Raw genomic sequence first — 14,714 nt, forward strand, 5'->3', positions numbered from 1 at the left:
TCGCGGGCTCAGTCCATGAACTCGCGCAGCGAGTCGCGATAGGCCGGGTAGCTGGCGATGTTGTGGTGGTCGGCGCCTTCCAGTTGCACCACGTCGACGCCTTGCGGCCGGGTCTGCAGCGAGTGGATCAGGCGCTGGGTGTTCGGCGCCGGAATCACGTCGTCGGCGGTCGCGCGCACCACCAGGATCGGGCCGAAATAGCTGCGCAGGTAGGTGACCGAATCGTAGCGGTCCTTGACCAGCCAGCGCGTCGGCAACCAGCGGTAATGCGCCTGCGCGGTCTCGCGCAGGCTGTCGAACGGGGTCACCAGGGCCAGGCGCTCGACCGGGCGATGGCCGGCGACGTAGCTGGCCACGCCGCTGCCGAGGCTCCGGCCGATCACTGCGATCGGCTGCCGCGGGTGTTCGCGCGCGACCTGGTCGAACACCGCCAGCGCATCGGCGAACAGCGCCGACTCTTCGGGGCGGCCATCGCTGGCGCCGAAACCGCGGTACGAGACCAGGTAGATGCTGCGGTCCGGGAACCACTGCGCCAGGGATTCGCGCATGTTCTCGATGCGTTCGGCATTGCCGCCGAAATAGATCAGCGCCTTGTCCTGGCCGGCATTGAGCCGCCAGCCGCGCAGGACGATGTTGCCGTGCCTGACCGTGTAGTCGGTCATCGACGCGCCCAGGCGCGTGCTCTGCGGGAAGTACATCAGCTCGCGCTGCTTGAAGTAGAGCCAGCCGCAGACGCTGAGATAACCGGCCGCGGCGACGCCGGCGAGGGTGGTGACGGATTGGAGCAGACGCGGATTACGTGCCATCGATGCAGGGCCTTCCGAGGCGGGCAAGGGAGCGCGGGCGATGGATTGCGGGCGCACGGTGCGATCGGGCGACGATAACCCGCGGCGTCGGTTTCTCGCCAGCGCCGCGGCTATCACACGACTTGCACAGACGATCCATAGGCTGGGCAAGGGCGGGTGATTGACCGATCATGCCGTCACCCCACGCGGCGTCGTCGTACGACGGACCGTATCGTCGTTTCGCGTGCCGCCCGGCACCGCTTTGGAGAAAGTGCCGATGTTCCGTTCGCTCGTGTTCGCCTGTCTGTGGCTGTCGGCGGGCGCCGCCGTCGCCGCCGACGCCTGCCCGGCGTTGCGCGCGCAGACCGCGGCGCCGCAGGCGGCGACGCGCATCGCCGCGGCCGCCTGCACCGAGAACCTGCAGTGGTTCCGTCCCTTCATCGACGTGCAGGGCCGCCTGGCCAGCGCGACCCTCAGCGAAGCCGAGACCAGCCGGCTCGAGGACGGCGCGACCGAGACCTGGCGCCGCACCGTCAGTTACTGGCGCGACACCGGCCTGCTGCAGCGCATGGCCGGCTTCGCAGGCGCCAACGAATGCAACGACCCCTACGGCGGCAGCTACCCGGCGGTCGCCTGCCGCGCCTTCCTGGTCGACAACCCCTGGTCGGCCGCGTTCGTGTCCTATGTGATGATGAAAGCCGCCGTGCCCGGTTTCCGGCCCTCGGCGAGCCATTACGACTATGTCCGCGACGCCTACCGCACGCCCGACCAGAGCCCGTTCCAGTTCCTGGACCCGAGCACGGCGCGGCCGGCGGTCGGCGACCTGCTGTGCGCGGTGCGCTCGGGCAACCGCGTCTACGGTTACGAAGGCCTGGCCGCCGCGCTCGACGGCGCCAACGGCTCGCTCAACATGCATTGCGACATCGTCGTCGCGGTCAATCCGAACAACGACGGCAAGGCCTATCTGATCGGCGGCAACGTCCAGCAGGGCGCGACGATGCGGATCATGGCGGTCAACCGCAGCGGCGAATTCTGGCCCTTGCCCCGCCGCAGCGAAACCCAGGTCGAGTGTTCGCCCGACACCGCCGCGGCCTGCGACATGAACAAGCTCGATTGGGCGGCGTTGCTCAAGCTCAAGCCGGAGGCCTCGCTGGCCCAACTCTCCCCGGCGATTCCCCTGTACGTCCCGCAGACCGCGCCCCCGGCCGCGACCCCGCAGGGCTGCTGCGTGCAATGCGTGGTGGGCTCCGGCGTGCCGCGCTGCCCGAACCCGAATGCCCCGGGAGTGCGGCCGCAGCAGCAGTAAGCGCCGTCCTGTAGGAGCGGCGTGAGCCGCGACCGCGCGCCCTCAAGTCGCGCCGCCGTTCGATGCCGTCCTGGCCTTTGCCGTTGTGGTTGCCGTGCGTAGTCTCGCACTAGTGAAGGCAACAGAAGACCCGGAGGGCGGCCCGCAGGGATGCGGGCCGTTTTTCATCGGGACAGGGATGTCCCGTATGAAAAATCACCGCGTTAGCACCGCTCGTGCGGGCCTTTGACTCAAAGAAAAGCATTTTTCTTTGGTTACCTTTCTTTTGTTGCTTGTGACAAAAGAAAGTAACCCGCCGCTTTAGTGGCGGAAGCTTTGGGTTTGATCTTGATCTTGATCTTGATCTTGATTTTTCTTGAACCGCGCGTCGCAAGACCGCTGCAGCGATGTCGCGGCTTGCGCCGCTCCTACCCTGGCGAGCGGGCGCCGCTTCGACGAATGTCGACGGCCTCGTCATCTCCGCAGTCCGCGGTCGCGACTCACGTCGCTCCTACAAAGGCGAAGCCTGCACCGCAAAGCTGCGAATCGATCCCCTGTAGGAGCGGCGTAAGCCGCGTCCCAGGGACGCGCAAAGGCCGCATCGCCGAGGGCAATGGTCGAAGCCGTTAACTCTTGCGGGGTAGGAGCGACGCAAGTCGCGACCGCGCCGTTTCCAGTTGCGGCGTTTCTTACCGTAGGCCTTTGAAGCAACATCAACACCTAAGCTTCCGTCCGCTGACGCGGCCGGGTTACTTTCTTTTGCTAAGCCCAAAAGAAAGGTAACCAAAGAAAAGGGCTCTCCTTGCAAGGGCACCAGCCCGCGCGATCGCTGCCGACGCAGGGATGCTCCAGACAGGCCATCCATGGCCTGCTTGCGCACGGCCCGCATCCCTGCGGGCCGCCCTCCGGGTCTTCAATTGACCGGAAAGGCAGAAGATCAAAATCACGGCAACGGCAACGGCAACGGCAACGGCAACGCGGTTGAGGCTCGGGCGCTTATCTCGCCGCTCAGGTAGGCAGTCGCGGCTCGCGCCGCTCCTACCCTGAAAGCAAGCGCGCCGAACAGACCACGAGCAGGGGCTATGCCGGCACAACCGCCGAAGCGGACTCAGCCGTGGCGCTTCTGCGCCGCCTCGAACGCGGCCAACTGCTCCGCAGTGGCGTCCTGCTGGTGCTGCGCCTTCCACTGCGCGAACGGCATGCCGTAGACCGCCTCGCGGGCTTCGTCCTTGGTCATCGCGATGCCGCGGCCTTCGGCGGCTTCGCGGTACCAGTCGGCCAGGCAGTTGCGGCAGAAGCCGGCCAGGATCATCAGGTCGATGTTCTGCACGTCGCTGCGCTCGTGCATCAGATGGGCGAGCAGGCGCCGGAACGCGGCGGCCTCGATCGCCAGGGTTTCATGGTCCTGCGGGGGCGGGGCGGGGGGCGGGGTGTGGCTCATGGCGGCGCTCGCGGTGACCCGGCAAAAAACGCGGGTGGGAATAGGGGATAATGCGCGGCCACGACTCTACCGCAGCGCATCCGACCTCGCATGACGTCCACACCCCATTCGGCGCATCCGGCCCGCATCCTCGACGGCAAGCGCATCGCCGAGGACCTGCTCGACAATCTCAAGGCCCAGGTCGATGCGCGCATCCTTGCGGGGCAGTCGCGGCCGGGTCTGGCGGTGGTGCTGGTCGGCAATGACCCGGCGTCCAGCGTTTACGTGCGCAACAAGCGCCGCGCCGCGCAGAAGGTCGGGATCCGCGCGATCGACTACGATCTGCCGGCCGATACCGGCGACGAGCAGTTGCTGGCCCTGATCGACCGGCTCAACGCCGACCCCGAGGTCCACGGCATCCTGGTCCAGCTGCCGCTGCCGGACCGCCGCGACGCCACCGCACTGATCCACCGCATCGATCCGCGCAAGGACGTCGACGGCTTCCACCCGGAAAACGTCGGCCATCTGGTCCTGCGCCAGTTCGGCCTGCGCCCGTGCACGCCGCGCGGCATCACCACCTTGCTGGGCTATACCGACCGCCCGGTGCGCGGGCAGAGCGCGACCATCGTCGGGGTCAGCAACCACGTCGGCCGGCCGATGGCGCTGGAGCTGATGATCGCAGGCTGCACCGTCACCAGCTGCCACAAGTTCACCCCGCCCGAGGTCCTGGAGGCCTCGGTGCGCGGCGCCGACATCCTGGTGGTCGCGGTCGGGCGTCCGCAGCTGATCCCGGGCGAATGGGTCAAGCCGGGTGCGGTGGTCATCGACGTCGGTATCAACCGGCTCGACGACGGCCGCCTGGTCGGCGACGTCGGCTTCGACGCTGCGGCCCAGCGCGCCAGCTGGATCACCCCGGTGCCAGGCGGGGTCGGGCCGATGACGGTCGCCACCCTGATGCAGAACACGCTGGAAGCGGCCGAGGCCGCCGACAAGGTCGGTTGAGGGCATTGCCTCGCAGGCACCGGACGGGCCGGAGCCGCACTCCAGGGCGTCGTTCCCGCAAAGGCCGGACTCCAGAGACTTCAGTTGGCGGTTTCCGGGGGCCTGCAGTGGGAACGGCCGGACCTTGGTGGTTCTTGCTCGAGAGCCCTGGGTTCCCGCCTGCGCGGGAAGGACGGTTGCAGACCGCCTCGCCCGGTCTCAGGCGAGGCTTAACGGCTACCGCCCTCCCACCCGCAGAACGCCTCTTTCCGCTGGCGCAGCGGGCGGGCAGGAGGCGTTTCGGGTTAGAATGGCGCGCTTCATCCTCCCGGGCCCGCCCATGCTGCGCATCCAGGCTGAAGCGCTTACTTACGACGATGTGTCCCTCGTCCCCGCGCATTCGATCGTCCTGCCTAAGGACGTAAACCTCTCGACCCGCCTGACCCGCGATCTGTCGATCCGCCTGCCGATCCTGTCGGCGGCGATGGACACCGTCAGCGAGGCCCGCCTCGCGATCGCGTTGGCCCAGCTCGGCGGCATCAGCATCATCCACAAGAACATGAGCCTGGAAGCCCAGGCCGCGCAGGTCGCCCAGGTCAAGAAGTTCGAGGCCGGGGTGATCCGCGAACCGTTCACCGTCGGTCCGGAAACGACCATCGGCGAAGTGCTGAAGCTGACGCGGGCGCGCAACATTTCCGGCGTGCCGGTGGTCGACGGCGGCCAGCTGGTCGGCATCGTCACCAGCCGCGACATGCGCTTCGAGACCAAGCTCGACGACCCGGTCCGCCACATCATGACCAAGCGCGACCGCCTGATCACGGTGCAGGAAGGCGCCAGCGACGACGAAGTGCTGCAACTGCTGCACCGTCACCGCATCGAGAAGATCCTGGTGGTCAACGACGGCTTCGAGCTGCGCGGCCTGATCACGGTGAAGGACATCCAGAAGAAGACCGACAACCCCAACGCCGCCAAGGACAGCGCCGAACGGCTGCTGGTCGGCGCGGCGGTCGGCGTCGGCGGCGACACCGAAGCGCGCGTCGAGGCCTTGGCCGCGGCGGGCGTCGACGTGGTCGTGGTCGATACCGCGCACGGCCATTCGCAGGGCGTGCTCGACCGGGTCAAGTGGGTCAAGACCCGCTTCCCGCAGCTGCAGGTGATCGGCGGCAACATCGTCACCGGCGACGCGGCGCTGGCGCTGATGGATCACGGCGCGGACGCCGTCAAGGTCGGTGTCGGCCCCGGTTCGATCTGCACCACGCGCGTGGTCGCCGGCGTCGGCGTGCCGCAGGTCACCGCGGTGGCGATGGTCGCCGAGGCCCTGCAGGACCGCATCCCGCTGATCGCCGACGGCGGCATCCGTTATTCGGGCGACATCGGCAAGGCGCTGGTCGCCGGCGCCTCCACGGTCATGGTCGGCGGCCTGTTCGCCGGCACCGAGGAAGCGCCGGGCGAGATCGAACTGTTCCAGGGCCGCAGCTACAAGAGCTATCGCGGCATGGGCAGCCTCGGTGCGATGGAGCAGGGCTCCAAGGATCGCTATTTCCAGGACGCCTCCGACGCCGACAAGCTCGTGCCCGAAGGCATCGAAGGCCGCGTGCCCTACCGCGGCCCGCTGCACGGCGTGGTCCATCAGCTGGCCGGCGGCCTGCGCGCGACCATGGGGTATGTCGGTTGCGCGACCATCGAGGATATGCGCAAAAAGCCCAGCTTCGTGCGCATCACCAATGCCGGCGCGCGCGAAAGCCATGTCCACGATGTGCAGATCACCAAGGAACCGCCGAACTATCGGGCGGGATGATGTTTGCCGGGACTCGGGACTCGGCAAAGCGGTAAGTGCAGCGAAGTGGCCGCGGGCGATACCTGCGGCCACCGTCGTAACTGAAGGGCGACGGATCCCGAGTCCCGAGTCCCGAGTCCCGAGTCCCGATGAGCCAAGACATCCATAGCGACAAAATCCTGATCCTCGACTTCGGCGCGCAGTACACCCAGCTGATCGCGCGCCGTATCCGCGAACTCGGCGTGTACTGCGAAATCTGGGCCTGGGACCACGATCCGGCCGAGATCGCTGCGTTCGGCGCCAAGGGCATCATCCTGTCCGGCGGCCCCGAGTCGACCACCGAGCACGGCTCGCCGCGCGCGCCGCAGCAGGTGTTCGACGCCGGGCTGCCGATCCTCGGCATCTGCTACGGCATGCAGACCATGGCCAAGCAGCTCGGCGGCGAGACCGAGGCCGCCGACCAACGCGAGTTCGGCCACGCCGAGGTCTCGCTGGTCGCGCATTGCCGTTTGTTCGACGGCTTGAAGGACCACCCGGGCTCGCCGCCGCGCCTGGACGTGTGGATGAGCCACGGCGACCACGTCTCCAAGGCGCCGGACGGCTTCGTCGTGACCGCCAAGACCGACCGCATCCCGGTCGCCGCCTTCGCCGACGACGCGCGCGGCTGGTACGGCGTGCAGTTCCATCCCGAGGTCACCCACACCAAGCAGGGCCAGACCCTGCTGCGCCGCTTCGTGGTCGACATCTGCGGCTGCCAGACGCTGTGGACCGCCGCCCACATCATCGAAGACCAGATCGAGCGCGTGCGCGCCCTGGTCGGCAGCGACGAGGTCGTCCTCGGCCTGTCCGGCGGTGTCGACTCCTCGGTCGTGGCCGCGCTGTTGCACAAGGCGATCGGCGACCAGCTGACCTGCGTGTTCGTCGACACCGGCCTGCTGCGCTACAACGAAGGCGACCAGGTGATGGCGATGTTCGCCGAGCACATGGGCGTCAAGGTGCTGCGCGTCAACGCCGCCGACCGATACTTCGAAAAACTCGCCGGCGTCGGCGACCCGGAAGCCAAGCGCAAGATCATCGGCAACTTGTTCGTCGACATCTTCGATGAAGAGTCGAACAAGCTCGCCAACGCCAAGTGGCTGGCGCAGGGCACGATCTACCCCGACGTGATCGAGTCGGCCGGCAGCAAGACCGGCAAGGCCCACGTGATCAAGAGCCACCACAACGTCGGCGGCCTGCCCGAGCACATGAAGCTCGGCTTGGTCGAGCCGCTGCGCGAGCTGTTCAAGGACGAAGTCCGCCGCCTCGGCGTCGAACTCGGCCTGCCGCGCGAGATGGTCTATCGCCATCCGTTCCCGGGTCCGGGTCTGGGCGTGCGCATCCTCGGCGAAGTGAAGCGCGAATACGCCGAGTTGCTGGCCAAGGCCGACCACATCTTCATCGACGAACTGCGCAAGGCCGGCCTGTACGACAAGACCAGCCAGGCCTTCGCGGTGTTCCTGCCGGTGAAATCGGTCGGCGTGGTCGGCGACGCACGCGCCTACGAGTGGGTGATCGCGCTGCGCGCGGTCGAGACCATCGACTTCATGACTGCGCATTGGGCGCACCTGCCGTACGACTTCCTCGGCACGGTCTCCAACCGCATCATCAACGAACTGCGCGGCGTGTCGCGGGTGGTTTACGACATCAGCGGCAAGCCGCCGGCGACGATCGAGTGGGAGTGAGTCGCCGCTGAGCCCATCGGGGCCGTTGCTCTCATGACCGGGGTCTTGCCGCAAGCGCGGCAAGGCCCCGATTCATTCTTGTCGTTCGGATGTGCGCAGGCACGTCCGCGTCGGCCGGGTAAAGCCGATCGAATCCTGCCGGAGCCCATGGCGCTGGCCGTAGTTCTCGCATCTTCCTGCTTACTCTCAAGACCGCTTTGACGAGCGCGGTAGCGAAGCATCGTGCCGGCGTTCGTCGTCCGGTTTCGACGGGCCTGACCGGATGGGCGCCTAGCCGTCGAGCTGGGGATGCATCACTCGACTTCATGCGCTGGCTTCCGGCGCTGGCGTCGGGACGGGCAGCCCATGCCATTCCCGGTCGGTTGTGTGATTCGCAACGCGTTTCCGCGGGCCTTACGCCGCTAGGGTTCGAACGGCATCCGGGTATCGGCCCGGAGCCGCCAGGGGACACAGGATGTCCGCACCCGCTTGGACAGGCAGCCTCACCACCGTCGCGTTTCGCGGAGCCGGCGCGCGGCCGGGGTGGTCGTTGCGCCGCCGCGAACCGCCATGTTCCTCTTTTCGGGCGCCGGCATCGATCGGACCCGCGGCCGGTCTGCCCGCGATTGAATCTTCGTCGTCACCGGCCTGCACGACCGATGCGCACGAGCCTCATCCATCTGCCCACGGCTTGAAGACTGATGCGACGAAGGCGCCTGCCGCCGTTGGTGCGCGTTCGTTCCGTCGAGGAGCAGGGCGAGCAAGCACTGCGAAATACGAACTCGCGACGGCGAAACGCCGTATCGCGGGACCGATTGGCTGCGGAAGGAGTCGCGGCGAACCGCGCTGGACGGCACCTGCCGTCGGCGCCCCGGACGGCAGGGGAAGGAGAGCCCCGGTCGTTCCATCAGCACAGGAGAAAGCGATGAATAGGAAGTCCCGCACCAAGGTGTTGCTGGCCTGCTTCGCGTTCGGATTGGGCCTCAGTGTCAGCCTCAGCGCGTTCGCGCGGCCGTGCTGCAGCAGCTGCGATCCGGACGATCCGGATTCGCGTTGCTGGGCCATCTGTACGCCGGGCTGCTGATCCGGCATGGGAGGGGCGGAACACCGCCCCTTCCTTCGACCCACGGACGAGCCACGAAAGACCCGCGCGGCCCGACCGCCGTTCGCCGCCGATATCGCTCTCGGCGAGCAAGTTCCTTTCGGTCGCGGCGCTTCCAATGCCGGCGCCCGGTGCGTCGGCCGACGCCGCCGACAGATCCGCGATGACATCCCGGCGATGACAGCCCGTCGACGACAGGCCTGCGACGACAGGCCTGCGACATCGGGTCGCATCCGATCGCCAACTGCGTCCCGGATCATGACATCGCCACAGTGACGCTTTCGATTTAGGACAAAGCCAGTCCGGAATGGGGCGTAGCTTCGCCGCATGACGATCTGTCCCGGGGCCCCGATCGAGGCGGCTCACGGGCGTTCGTCTGCGCACAGAAGCCGGGATAGGTCGAGCCGCCTTCGCGTTGCGCCTGCGTTGTCGATTTTGGAGCGCTCGACTCGTCGTTTCTTCAGTACCGGCCGATCCAGGCGACTGCCGCGGCCGGGATGCACGACGAACGACCTTGCCAGGGAGAAGTTCGATGTCGAGATACCTGCCGGTGGTGGCGGCCTTGCTGGCCTTGCCGCATCTGATCGCGGCCGCGTCTGCGCGGACCGAACCGGATGCGGCGCGCGACGTACATGCGATCGAGCTGGAACGGGCCCGCTGCGACGCGCTTTACCGCAAACACCCCGTGGCGCCGGTGCGCAAGGGCGCCAGGCCGGTGCTTGCGCCGCAGTCGCTCGGTATCCATTGAGCGCGCCAGCGCTGCTCCTGGAGTGACGCCTTTTCTCAGACCGAAGGCCAGGCGCGCATCGCGATGCGCACAACCTGCGCCAGTTGCTCCACCGTCGCGCCATCGCGCGCCTGGACAGACAGGCCCTGGGTCAGGGCAGTGAGGAATTTGGCCAGGGCCGCCGCATCGGTATCGGCCGGCAGATCGCCCGCGCGCAGACCGCGCTCGAGGCGGAGCAGGAACTCGGTTTCGAGCGCGCCGCGATAACGCGCGAGTTCGTCGCGCAGTTCGGCCGGCAGGCCGCCGGCCTCGGCGGCGATCAGCATGCAGCCCGAACGCCGTTCGGCCTCGACGAAACTGTGAGCGATCGATTCGAAGAAGGCCTCGAAGGCCTGGCGCGTGCCCAGCGTCGGGTCGGCGAGCGCGCGCCCGCCGTTGCAGCGGTAGTCGTCGATGTAGCGGGCGATGGCGGCGCGGAACAATTGCTCCTTGCTGCCGAACGCGGCGTACAGGCTGGGCGCGGCGATGCCCATCGCGGCGGTCAGGTCGCTCAGCGAGGTCGCCTCGTAACCCTGGCACCAGAACAAACGCATCGCGGTATCCAGAGCCTGCTCGCGGTCGAACACCCGTGGCCGGCCGCGCGGGCGGGGCGCCGGCTTGCAGCTGTCCGGGGCCTCGGCGAGGGGGCCGGGTTTCGCAACGGGTATTTCCATAGCGATCGATAATAAAATCGTTGACCCGGCCTCGGCAAGCAGCCAGAATCCCGCTCGCATTGCTTAGCAATCGCTACATTAAGCCGGGCTCGACGCAGTCGCCTGACCGGCTGGCCCCGCATCGTCGGGTCCGGCCGGCCTACCGGCGGCAGACGAGACCGGCACCGTGCGCTTTTCGTTGCATCGACACCCAGCAGTCCGACACGCGCCAGCCGACGGCGGCGCTCGCCACCACGCCACGCCAAGAGAATCTCCATGACCTTATCCCTGTACGACATCTCGGTACCGAGCCTGTTGCGCGGTCTCGACACGCTTTCGCACCTGCTCGACAAAGGCGCATCGCACGCGCAGGAGCGGGGCATCGAGATCGAGCAGTTGCTCGGCGGCCGGCTCGCGCCCGACATGTACACCCTGACCCGGCAGGTGCAGGCGGCCAGCGACGCGGCCAAGTTCGGCGCCGCGCGCCTGGGCGGCATCGCGCCGCCGAGCTTCCCCGATACCGAGACCACCCTCGAGGAGCTGCGTGCGCGCATCGCCCGCACCCAGGAATTCCTGCGCAGCGTGCCGCGCGAAAGCATCGAGGGTCAGGAGCAGCGCGAGATCGTGATCCGCCCGCCGAACGCGCCGGAGCTGAAGTTCGTCGCCGCCGACTACATCCGCTTCTTCGTCCTGCCTAACTTCTACTTCCACCTGACCACCGCCTACGGGATCCTGCGTCATCAGGGCGTGGCCCTGCGCAAGCCGGACTACCTCGCCGCCGGCTCGCTCTGAGCCGAAACGGCTGGCCGGCAGGCAGGCGTGCCGGCCCGGCCGGTGCGCCGCGTCCGCGCGTCGGCGATAATCGCCGCTTTCCACCCGCGGACCGCCGAGTGAGCGAACTGGCCGACATCGACGAACGCTGGATGCGGCATGCGCTGGCGCTGGCCGAACGGGCCGAGCGCGAGGACGACGAGATCCCGGTCGGGGCGGTGCTGGTCTCGGCCGACGGCGAAGTGCTCGGCGAAGGCTGGAACCGCAACATCGGCAGCCACGACCCGAGCGCGCACGCCGAGATCGTCGCCTTGCGCGAAGGCGGCCGCCGGCTCGCCAATCACCGCCTGATCGGCACGACCCTTTACGTGACCCTGGAGCCTTGCGCGATGTGCGCGATGGCGATGGTGCACGCCCGCGTCGCGCGGGTGGTGTTCGGCGCCGGCGACCCCAAGACCGGCGCCGCCGGCAGCGTGTTCGACCTGTTGACCGACCCGCGCCACAACCATCGCATCGAGTCGCGCGGCGGGGTGCTCGGCGAAGAGGCCGGCGCGCGACTGACCGCGTATTTCCGCCGCAAGCGCGGCAAGCCGGTTTAAGACTGGGCCCCTCGGGCTCAGCGCCGTTTCTGGCGGCCGTTGTCGCGGTCGAATTCGCGCTTCACCTCGGCATCGAGCATGGTCACGCTCATGCGCGCTTCGCGGCCGAGGTTGATCGAAGCGGCCAGCACCAACAGCACGCCGCACATCGCCAGACCGGTGGGCACGCCGCGCAGGCGGTAGTCGGTGAACTGGTCGATGCCGATCGCCAGGCTGGTGGCGACGAAGGCGGTCATCGCGCCGTACAGCAACTGCAGGCAGATCAGGATCAGGCGCACCCGCCGGCGGTGCAGGATGATGCGCGCCTCCAGATAATCGCGCGCCTGCTCGTCGACGGTGTCCTCGAGCTGGCCCAGCTGCTGGCGCATGCGGTCGACCACGCGCGCCAGGCGGTTGTTGGAGGACACCAGCAGCGAAGCGGTGGCGGTCAGGAAGAACGCCGGCGTGATCATCGCCGAGACCACGGTGTAATGGCTGCTCAGTTGCACGAGAGGATCGGCCATGACGGGCTCCAGGATCTATGCACGCGAACGATGCGCGCGAGGCGTGATGATGCCGCAAGCCGGACCGGCGCGGCTCATGCCTGCGGCTTGGACCAGCGTTTCATCGCGCTGATGTGGCCATGGTCCATTTCCTCGTTGACCGCCTCGACCGCCAGCGAGGATTCGCGCGCGAGCAGCAGGCTGGCGGCGAACATCGCCAGCACCCCGAGCGCGGCGAGAACCGTCGGCACTGCGCCGAGCCGGTAGCCGAGGAAGGCGTCGCCGGCCACGCTCAGGCTGGTGCCGACGAAGAAGCTGATCGCGGTGTAGAGCAACTGGCTGCCGCGCAGGATGATCTTGCTGCGCTTCTTCTGGCGCAGGATGTGGCGTTCGAGCTGGTCGCGCTCCTCGGCGTCCTCGGTCTCGGCCAGCTCCTTCAGCAGGACCCGGGCGCGGTCGATCACCCGCGCCAGGCGGTTGTTGGCCGACAGCAGCAGCGAGGCGGTCGCGGTCAGGAAGAACGCGGGGGCCAGCATCGCGGTGAGGATCGCGTAGTGGGCGAAAGAGGCGGCGTTCTGGCTCATTGCGGTGCGGCGGTGGGGAAGGGGGCTGGGCTATCATGCCGCGACACGGGCACGACGGCGAGGCTATGAGCGACAAGACAGGGCAGGAGCACCGGCTGATCTGGATCGATCTGGAGATGACCGGGCTGGATACCGACCGCGATTCGATCCTGGAAATCGCCACCGTCGTCACCGATGCGCAGCTGCAGGTCCTGGCCGAGGGACCGGAGCTCGCGATCGCCCACCCGCTCGAACGCCTGCAGGCGATGGACGAGTGGAACCGCCACCAGCACGGCAAGTCCGGCCTGTGGAAGCGGGTGCTCGAACAGGGCGTGGCGATGGAAGAGGCCGAAACCCGGACCCTGGAGTTCCTCGCCCGTTGGGTGCCGCCGAACACCTCGCCGATCTGCGGCAATTCGATCTGCCAGGACCGCCGCTTCCTGCACCGCTGCATGCCGCGGCTGGAAAAGTACTTCCACTACCGCAACCTCGACGTCAGCACGCTCAAGGAGCTGGCGCGGCGCTGGGCGCCGGACGTGCTGGCCGGGTTGAACAAGGACAGCAAGCACACCGCGCTGAGCGACGTGATGGACTCGATCGCCGAGCTCAGGCATTACCGCGCGGCGATGGGCAAGCTGGGCGGTCTGGGCTGAGGCTGCTCCGACGTCTCGCGGCTTGTAGGAGCGGCGTAAGCCGCGACCAACCGAAGCGGTGCAATGCCACGTCATCCTCCAAAACCCGGCCTGCCGCCAGCCTGAGCCCCAATGTCCGGGCTTCGGTTCCTGGCGCTTGCATACACCATCCCGATTGGTCGCGGCTCACGCCGCTCCTACACACAAGCCGTTCGCCGCTTCGGCTGGCCGAAGCGGCCGCGCCTCACGCCTTCGGCTTGACCGCCGGCCTGGGCAGGTCGCCATCGTCGGCGACGGCCTTGGTCAGCACTTCGGTCAGCGGGCGGCCGTCGGCATCGTGGTGATACACGTGCAGGTCGCGCTGCGGGTAGGGGATGTTGAGGCCCTTGCCGATCAGTTCGTTGCGGATGCCTTCGACCAGGTCGCTCTTGGTCCGCAGCAGGTTCGCGGTCTTGACCCAGGAGCGCAGCTCCAGATTGACGCTGCTCTCGGCCAGGGCGGTCACCAGGACTTCCGGCGCCGGGTCCTGCAGCACGTTCGGGTGCGCGGTGGCCAGGGCGAGCAGGGTGGCCTTGGCGACCTTGAGGTCGTCGTCGTAGCCCACGCCGACGGTCAGGTCGATGCGGCGCTTCGGGTTGGCGGTGAAGTTGATGATCGCCGCGGTCGTGATCAGGCTGTTCGGCAGCACGATCACCCGGTTGTCGATGGTGCGCAGGCGGGTCTGAAACACCCGGATCTGCTCGACCGTGCCCTCGATGCCGGCGGCCTGGACATGGTCGCCGGCACGGAACGGGCGCAGCACGATCAGCATCACGCCGGAGGCGATGTTCGACAGCGAATCCTTCAGCGCCAGGCCGATCGCCAGGCCGGCGGCGCCGAGCACGGCGAGCACCGAGGTCATCGGCACGCCGAGCTGCTGCAGGGCGGCGACCGCGACGATCACGATCATCGCCGCATAGGCGATGTTGCGCAGGAAGCCACGCAGGGTGACTTCCATGTTGGCGCGGGTCATGACCCGTTCCAGCGCGCGCGACAGCCACTTGGCCAGCCACAGGCCGATCAGCAGGATCGCCAGGGCGCCGATCAGGACCAGGCCCTTGGTCTGCGCCCAGGCGAGCAGCTTGTCGATGTCGAAGCCGGCCTCAAGTCCCAGCAGGGACTTGGGGACCAGCGTCTGCACCGCGTCCTTTTCCGTCAT

At 67.9% G+C, this 14,714-nt stretch carries 15 protein-coding genes; 9 read left to right on the top strand and 6 right to left on the bottom strand.

Going from position 1 to position 14,714, the window contains the following annotated elements:
* Positions 1 to 8 precede the first annotated feature (8 nt).
* A complete protein-coding gene (locus ACSAMQ_RS03260) occupies positions 9 to 806 on the bottom strand; it encodes an alpha/beta hydrolase (protein WP_435394263.1) in 798 nt (265 codons plus the stop codon).
* A 256-nt stretch (positions 807 to 1,062) separates the two neighbouring features.
* Here ACSAMQ_RS03260 and ACSAMQ_RS03265 point away from each other — a divergent pair, with 256 nt between their 5' ends.
* Entirely contained in the window at positions 1,063 to 2,091 is a 1,029-nt protein-coding gene (locus ACSAMQ_RS03265) for a DUF2272 domain-containing protein (RefSeq protein WP_435394264.1), read from the top strand.
* Between the two features lie 1,087 nt (positions 2,092 to 3,178).
* On the opposite strand, the gene ACSAMQ_RS03270 is transcribed toward ACSAMQ_RS03265, so the two are convergent.
* Complete coding sequence (locus ACSAMQ_RS03270) at positions 3,179 to 3,511, bottom strand: DUF1244 domain-containing protein (RefSeq protein WP_435394265.1); 333 nt, start codon at positions 3,509 to 3,511, stop codon at positions 3,179 to 3,181.
* A gap of 90 nt (positions 3,512 to 3,601) precedes the next feature.
* On the opposite strand from ACSAMQ_RS03270, the gene folD reads away from it, so the two are divergent.
* From folD to ACSAMQ_RS03295, 5 genes are all read left to right on the top strand, one after another.
* On the top strand, positions 3,602 to 4,492 hold the full coding sequence (folD, locus tag ACSAMQ_RS03275; protein WP_435394266.1) for a bifunctional methylenetetrahydrofolate dehydrogenase/methenyltetrahydrofolate cyclohydrolase FolD: 891 nt from the start codon (positions 3,602 to 3,604) through the stop codon (positions 4,490 to 4,492).
* Positions 4,493 to 4,811: 319 nt separating this feature from the next.
* The gene (guaB, locus tag ACSAMQ_RS03280; RefSeq protein ID WP_435394267.1) at positions 4,812 to 6,269 is read left to right on the top strand and encodes an IMP dehydrogenase; all 1,458 of its coding nucleotides are present in this window, start codon (positions 4,812 to 4,814) and stop codon (positions 6,267 to 6,269) included.
* A gap of 128 nt (positions 6,270 to 6,397) precedes the next feature.
* Complete coding sequence (guaA, locus tag ACSAMQ_RS03285; protein WP_435394268.1) at positions 6,398 to 7,969, top strand: glutamine-hydrolyzing GMP synthase; 1,572 nt, start codon at positions 6,398 to 6,400, stop codon at positions 7,967 to 7,969.
* Between the two features lie 904 nt (positions 7,970 to 8,873).
* On the top strand, positions 8,874 to 9,032 hold the full coding sequence (locus tag ACSAMQ_RS03290; RefSeq protein WP_408953519.1) for a hypothetical protein: 159 nt from the start codon (positions 8,874 to 8,876) through the stop codon (positions 9,030 to 9,032).
* A gap of 550 nt (positions 9,033 to 9,582) precedes the next feature.
* A complete protein-coding gene (locus ACSAMQ_RS03295; RefSeq protein ID WP_435394269.1) occupies positions 9,583 to 9,798 on the top strand; it encodes a hypothetical protein in 216 nt (71 codons plus the stop codon).
* Between the two features lie 35 nt (positions 9,799 to 9,833).
* Here the strand turns inward: ACSAMQ_RS03295 and ACSAMQ_RS03300 are convergent, their stop codons facing one another.
* Positions 9,834 to 10,370: a TetR/AcrR family transcriptional regulator gene (locus ACSAMQ_RS03300; protein ID WP_435394270.1), complete on the bottom strand. Its 537-nt coding sequence runs from the start codon at positions 10,368 to 10,370 to the stop codon at positions 9,834 to 9,836.
* 375 nt (positions 10,371 to 10,745) lie between these two features.
* On the opposite strand from ACSAMQ_RS03300, the gene ACSAMQ_RS03305 reads away from it, so the two are divergent.
* Both ACSAMQ_RS03305 and tadA read left to right on the top strand, forming a co-directional pair.
* The gene (locus ACSAMQ_RS03305; protein WP_435394271.1) at positions 10,746 to 11,261 is read left to right on the top strand and encodes a DUF1993 domain-containing protein; all 516 of its coding nucleotides are present in this window, start codon (positions 10,746 to 10,748) and stop codon (positions 11,259 to 11,261) included.
* 98 nt (positions 11,262 to 11,359) lie between these two features.
* Positions 11,360 to 11,839 (top strand): tRNA adenosine(34) deaminase TadA, encoded by a 480-nt coding sequence (gene tadA, locus ACSAMQ_RS03310; RefSeq protein WP_435394272.1) that lies wholly within the window; start codon positions 11,360 to 11,362, stop codon positions 11,837 to 11,839.
* Between the two features lie 17 nt (positions 11,840 to 11,856).
* Here tadA and ACSAMQ_RS03315 read toward each other — a convergent pair whose 3' ends face one another.
* Both ACSAMQ_RS03315 and ACSAMQ_RS03320 read right to left on the bottom strand, forming a co-directional pair.
* Complete coding sequence (locus ACSAMQ_RS03315) at positions 11,857 to 12,342, bottom strand: DUF2721 domain-containing protein (RefSeq protein ID WP_435394273.1); 486 nt, start codon at positions 12,340 to 12,342, stop codon at positions 11,857 to 11,859.
* Positions 12,343 to 12,416: 74 nt separating this feature from the next.
* Complete coding sequence (locus ACSAMQ_RS03320) at positions 12,417 to 12,905, bottom strand: DUF2721 domain-containing protein (protein ID WP_435394274.1); 489 nt, start codon at positions 12,903 to 12,905, stop codon at positions 12,417 to 12,419.
* Positions 12,906 to 12,970: 65 nt separating this feature from the next.
* On the opposite strand from ACSAMQ_RS03320, the gene orn reads away from it, so the two are divergent.
* Positions 12,971 to 13,537: an oligoribonuclease gene (gene orn, locus ACSAMQ_RS03325; RefSeq protein ID WP_435394275.1), complete on the top strand. Its 567-nt coding sequence runs from the start codon at positions 12,971 to 12,973 to the stop codon at positions 13,535 to 13,537.
* Positions 13,538 to 13,760: 223 nt separating this feature from the next.
* On the opposite strand, the gene ACSAMQ_RS03330 is transcribed toward orn, so the two are convergent.
* On the bottom strand, positions 13,761 to 14,714 hold the full coding sequence (locus tag ACSAMQ_RS03330; RefSeq protein ID WP_435394276.1) for a mechanosensitive ion channel family protein: 954 nt from the start codon (positions 14,712 to 14,714) through the stop codon (positions 13,761 to 13,763).

The organism is Lysobacter sp. 1R34A, assembly GCF_051217035.1.
Lineage (GTDB): Bacteria > Pseudomonadota > Gammaproteobacteria > Xanthomonadales > Xanthomonadaceae > Lysobacter.

Excerpts from the sequence above, each read along its gene's own strand:
- ACSAMQ_RS03260 (WP_435394263.1), bottom strand. The coding sequence starts at position 806 with ATGGCACGTAATCCGCGTCTGCTCCAATCCGTCACCACCCTCGCCGGC.
- ACSAMQ_RS03265 (WP_435394264.1), top strand. The coding sequence starts at position 1,063 with ATGTTCCGTTCGCTCGTGTTCGCCTGTCTGTGGCTGTCGGCGGGCGCC.
- ACSAMQ_RS03270 (WP_435394265.1), bottom strand. The coding sequence starts at position 3,511 with ATGAGCCACACCCCGCCCCCCGCCCCGCCCCCGCAGGACCATGAAACC.
- folD (WP_435394266.1), top strand. The coding sequence starts at position 3,602 with ATGACGTCCACACCCCATTCGGCGCATCCGGCCCGCATCCTCGACGGC.
- guaB (WP_435394267.1), top strand. The coding sequence starts at position 4,812 with ATGCTGCGCATCCAGGCTGAAGCGCTTACTTACGACGATGTGTCCCTC.
- guaA (WP_435394268.1), top strand. The coding sequence starts at position 6,398 with ATGAGCCAAGACATCCATAGCGACAAAATCCTGATCCTCGACTTCGGC.
- ACSAMQ_RS03290 (WP_408953519.1), top strand. The coding sequence starts at position 8,874 with ATGAATAGGAAGTCCCGCACCAAGGTGTTGCTGGCCTGCTTCGCGTTC.
- ACSAMQ_RS03295 (WP_435394269.1), top strand. The coding sequence starts at position 9,583 with ATGTCGAGATACCTGCCGGTGGTGGCGGCCTTGCTGGCCTTGCCGCAT.
- ACSAMQ_RS03300 (WP_435394270.1), bottom strand. The coding sequence starts at position 10,370 with ATGCGTTTGTTCTGGTGCCAGGGTTACGAGGCGACCTCGCTGAGCGAC.
- ACSAMQ_RS03305 (WP_435394271.1), top strand. The coding sequence starts at position 10,746 with ATGACCTTATCCCTGTACGACATCTCGGTACCGAGCCTGTTGCGCGGT.
- ACSAMQ_RS03315 (WP_435394273.1), bottom strand. The coding sequence starts at position 12,342 with ATGGCCGATCCTCTCGTGCAACTGAGCAGCCATTACACCGTGGTCTCG.
- ACSAMQ_RS03320 (WP_435394274.1), bottom strand. The coding sequence starts at position 12,905 with ATGAGCCAGAACGCCGCCTCTTTCGCCCACTACGCGATCCTCACCGCG.
- orn (WP_435394275.1), top strand. The coding sequence starts at position 12,971 with ATGAGCGACAAGACAGGGCAGGAGCACCGGCTGATCTGGATCGATCTG.
- ACSAMQ_RS03330 (WP_435394276.1), bottom strand. The coding sequence starts at position 14,714 with ATGACGGAAAAGGACGCGGTGCAGACGCTGGTCCCCAAGTCCCTGCTG.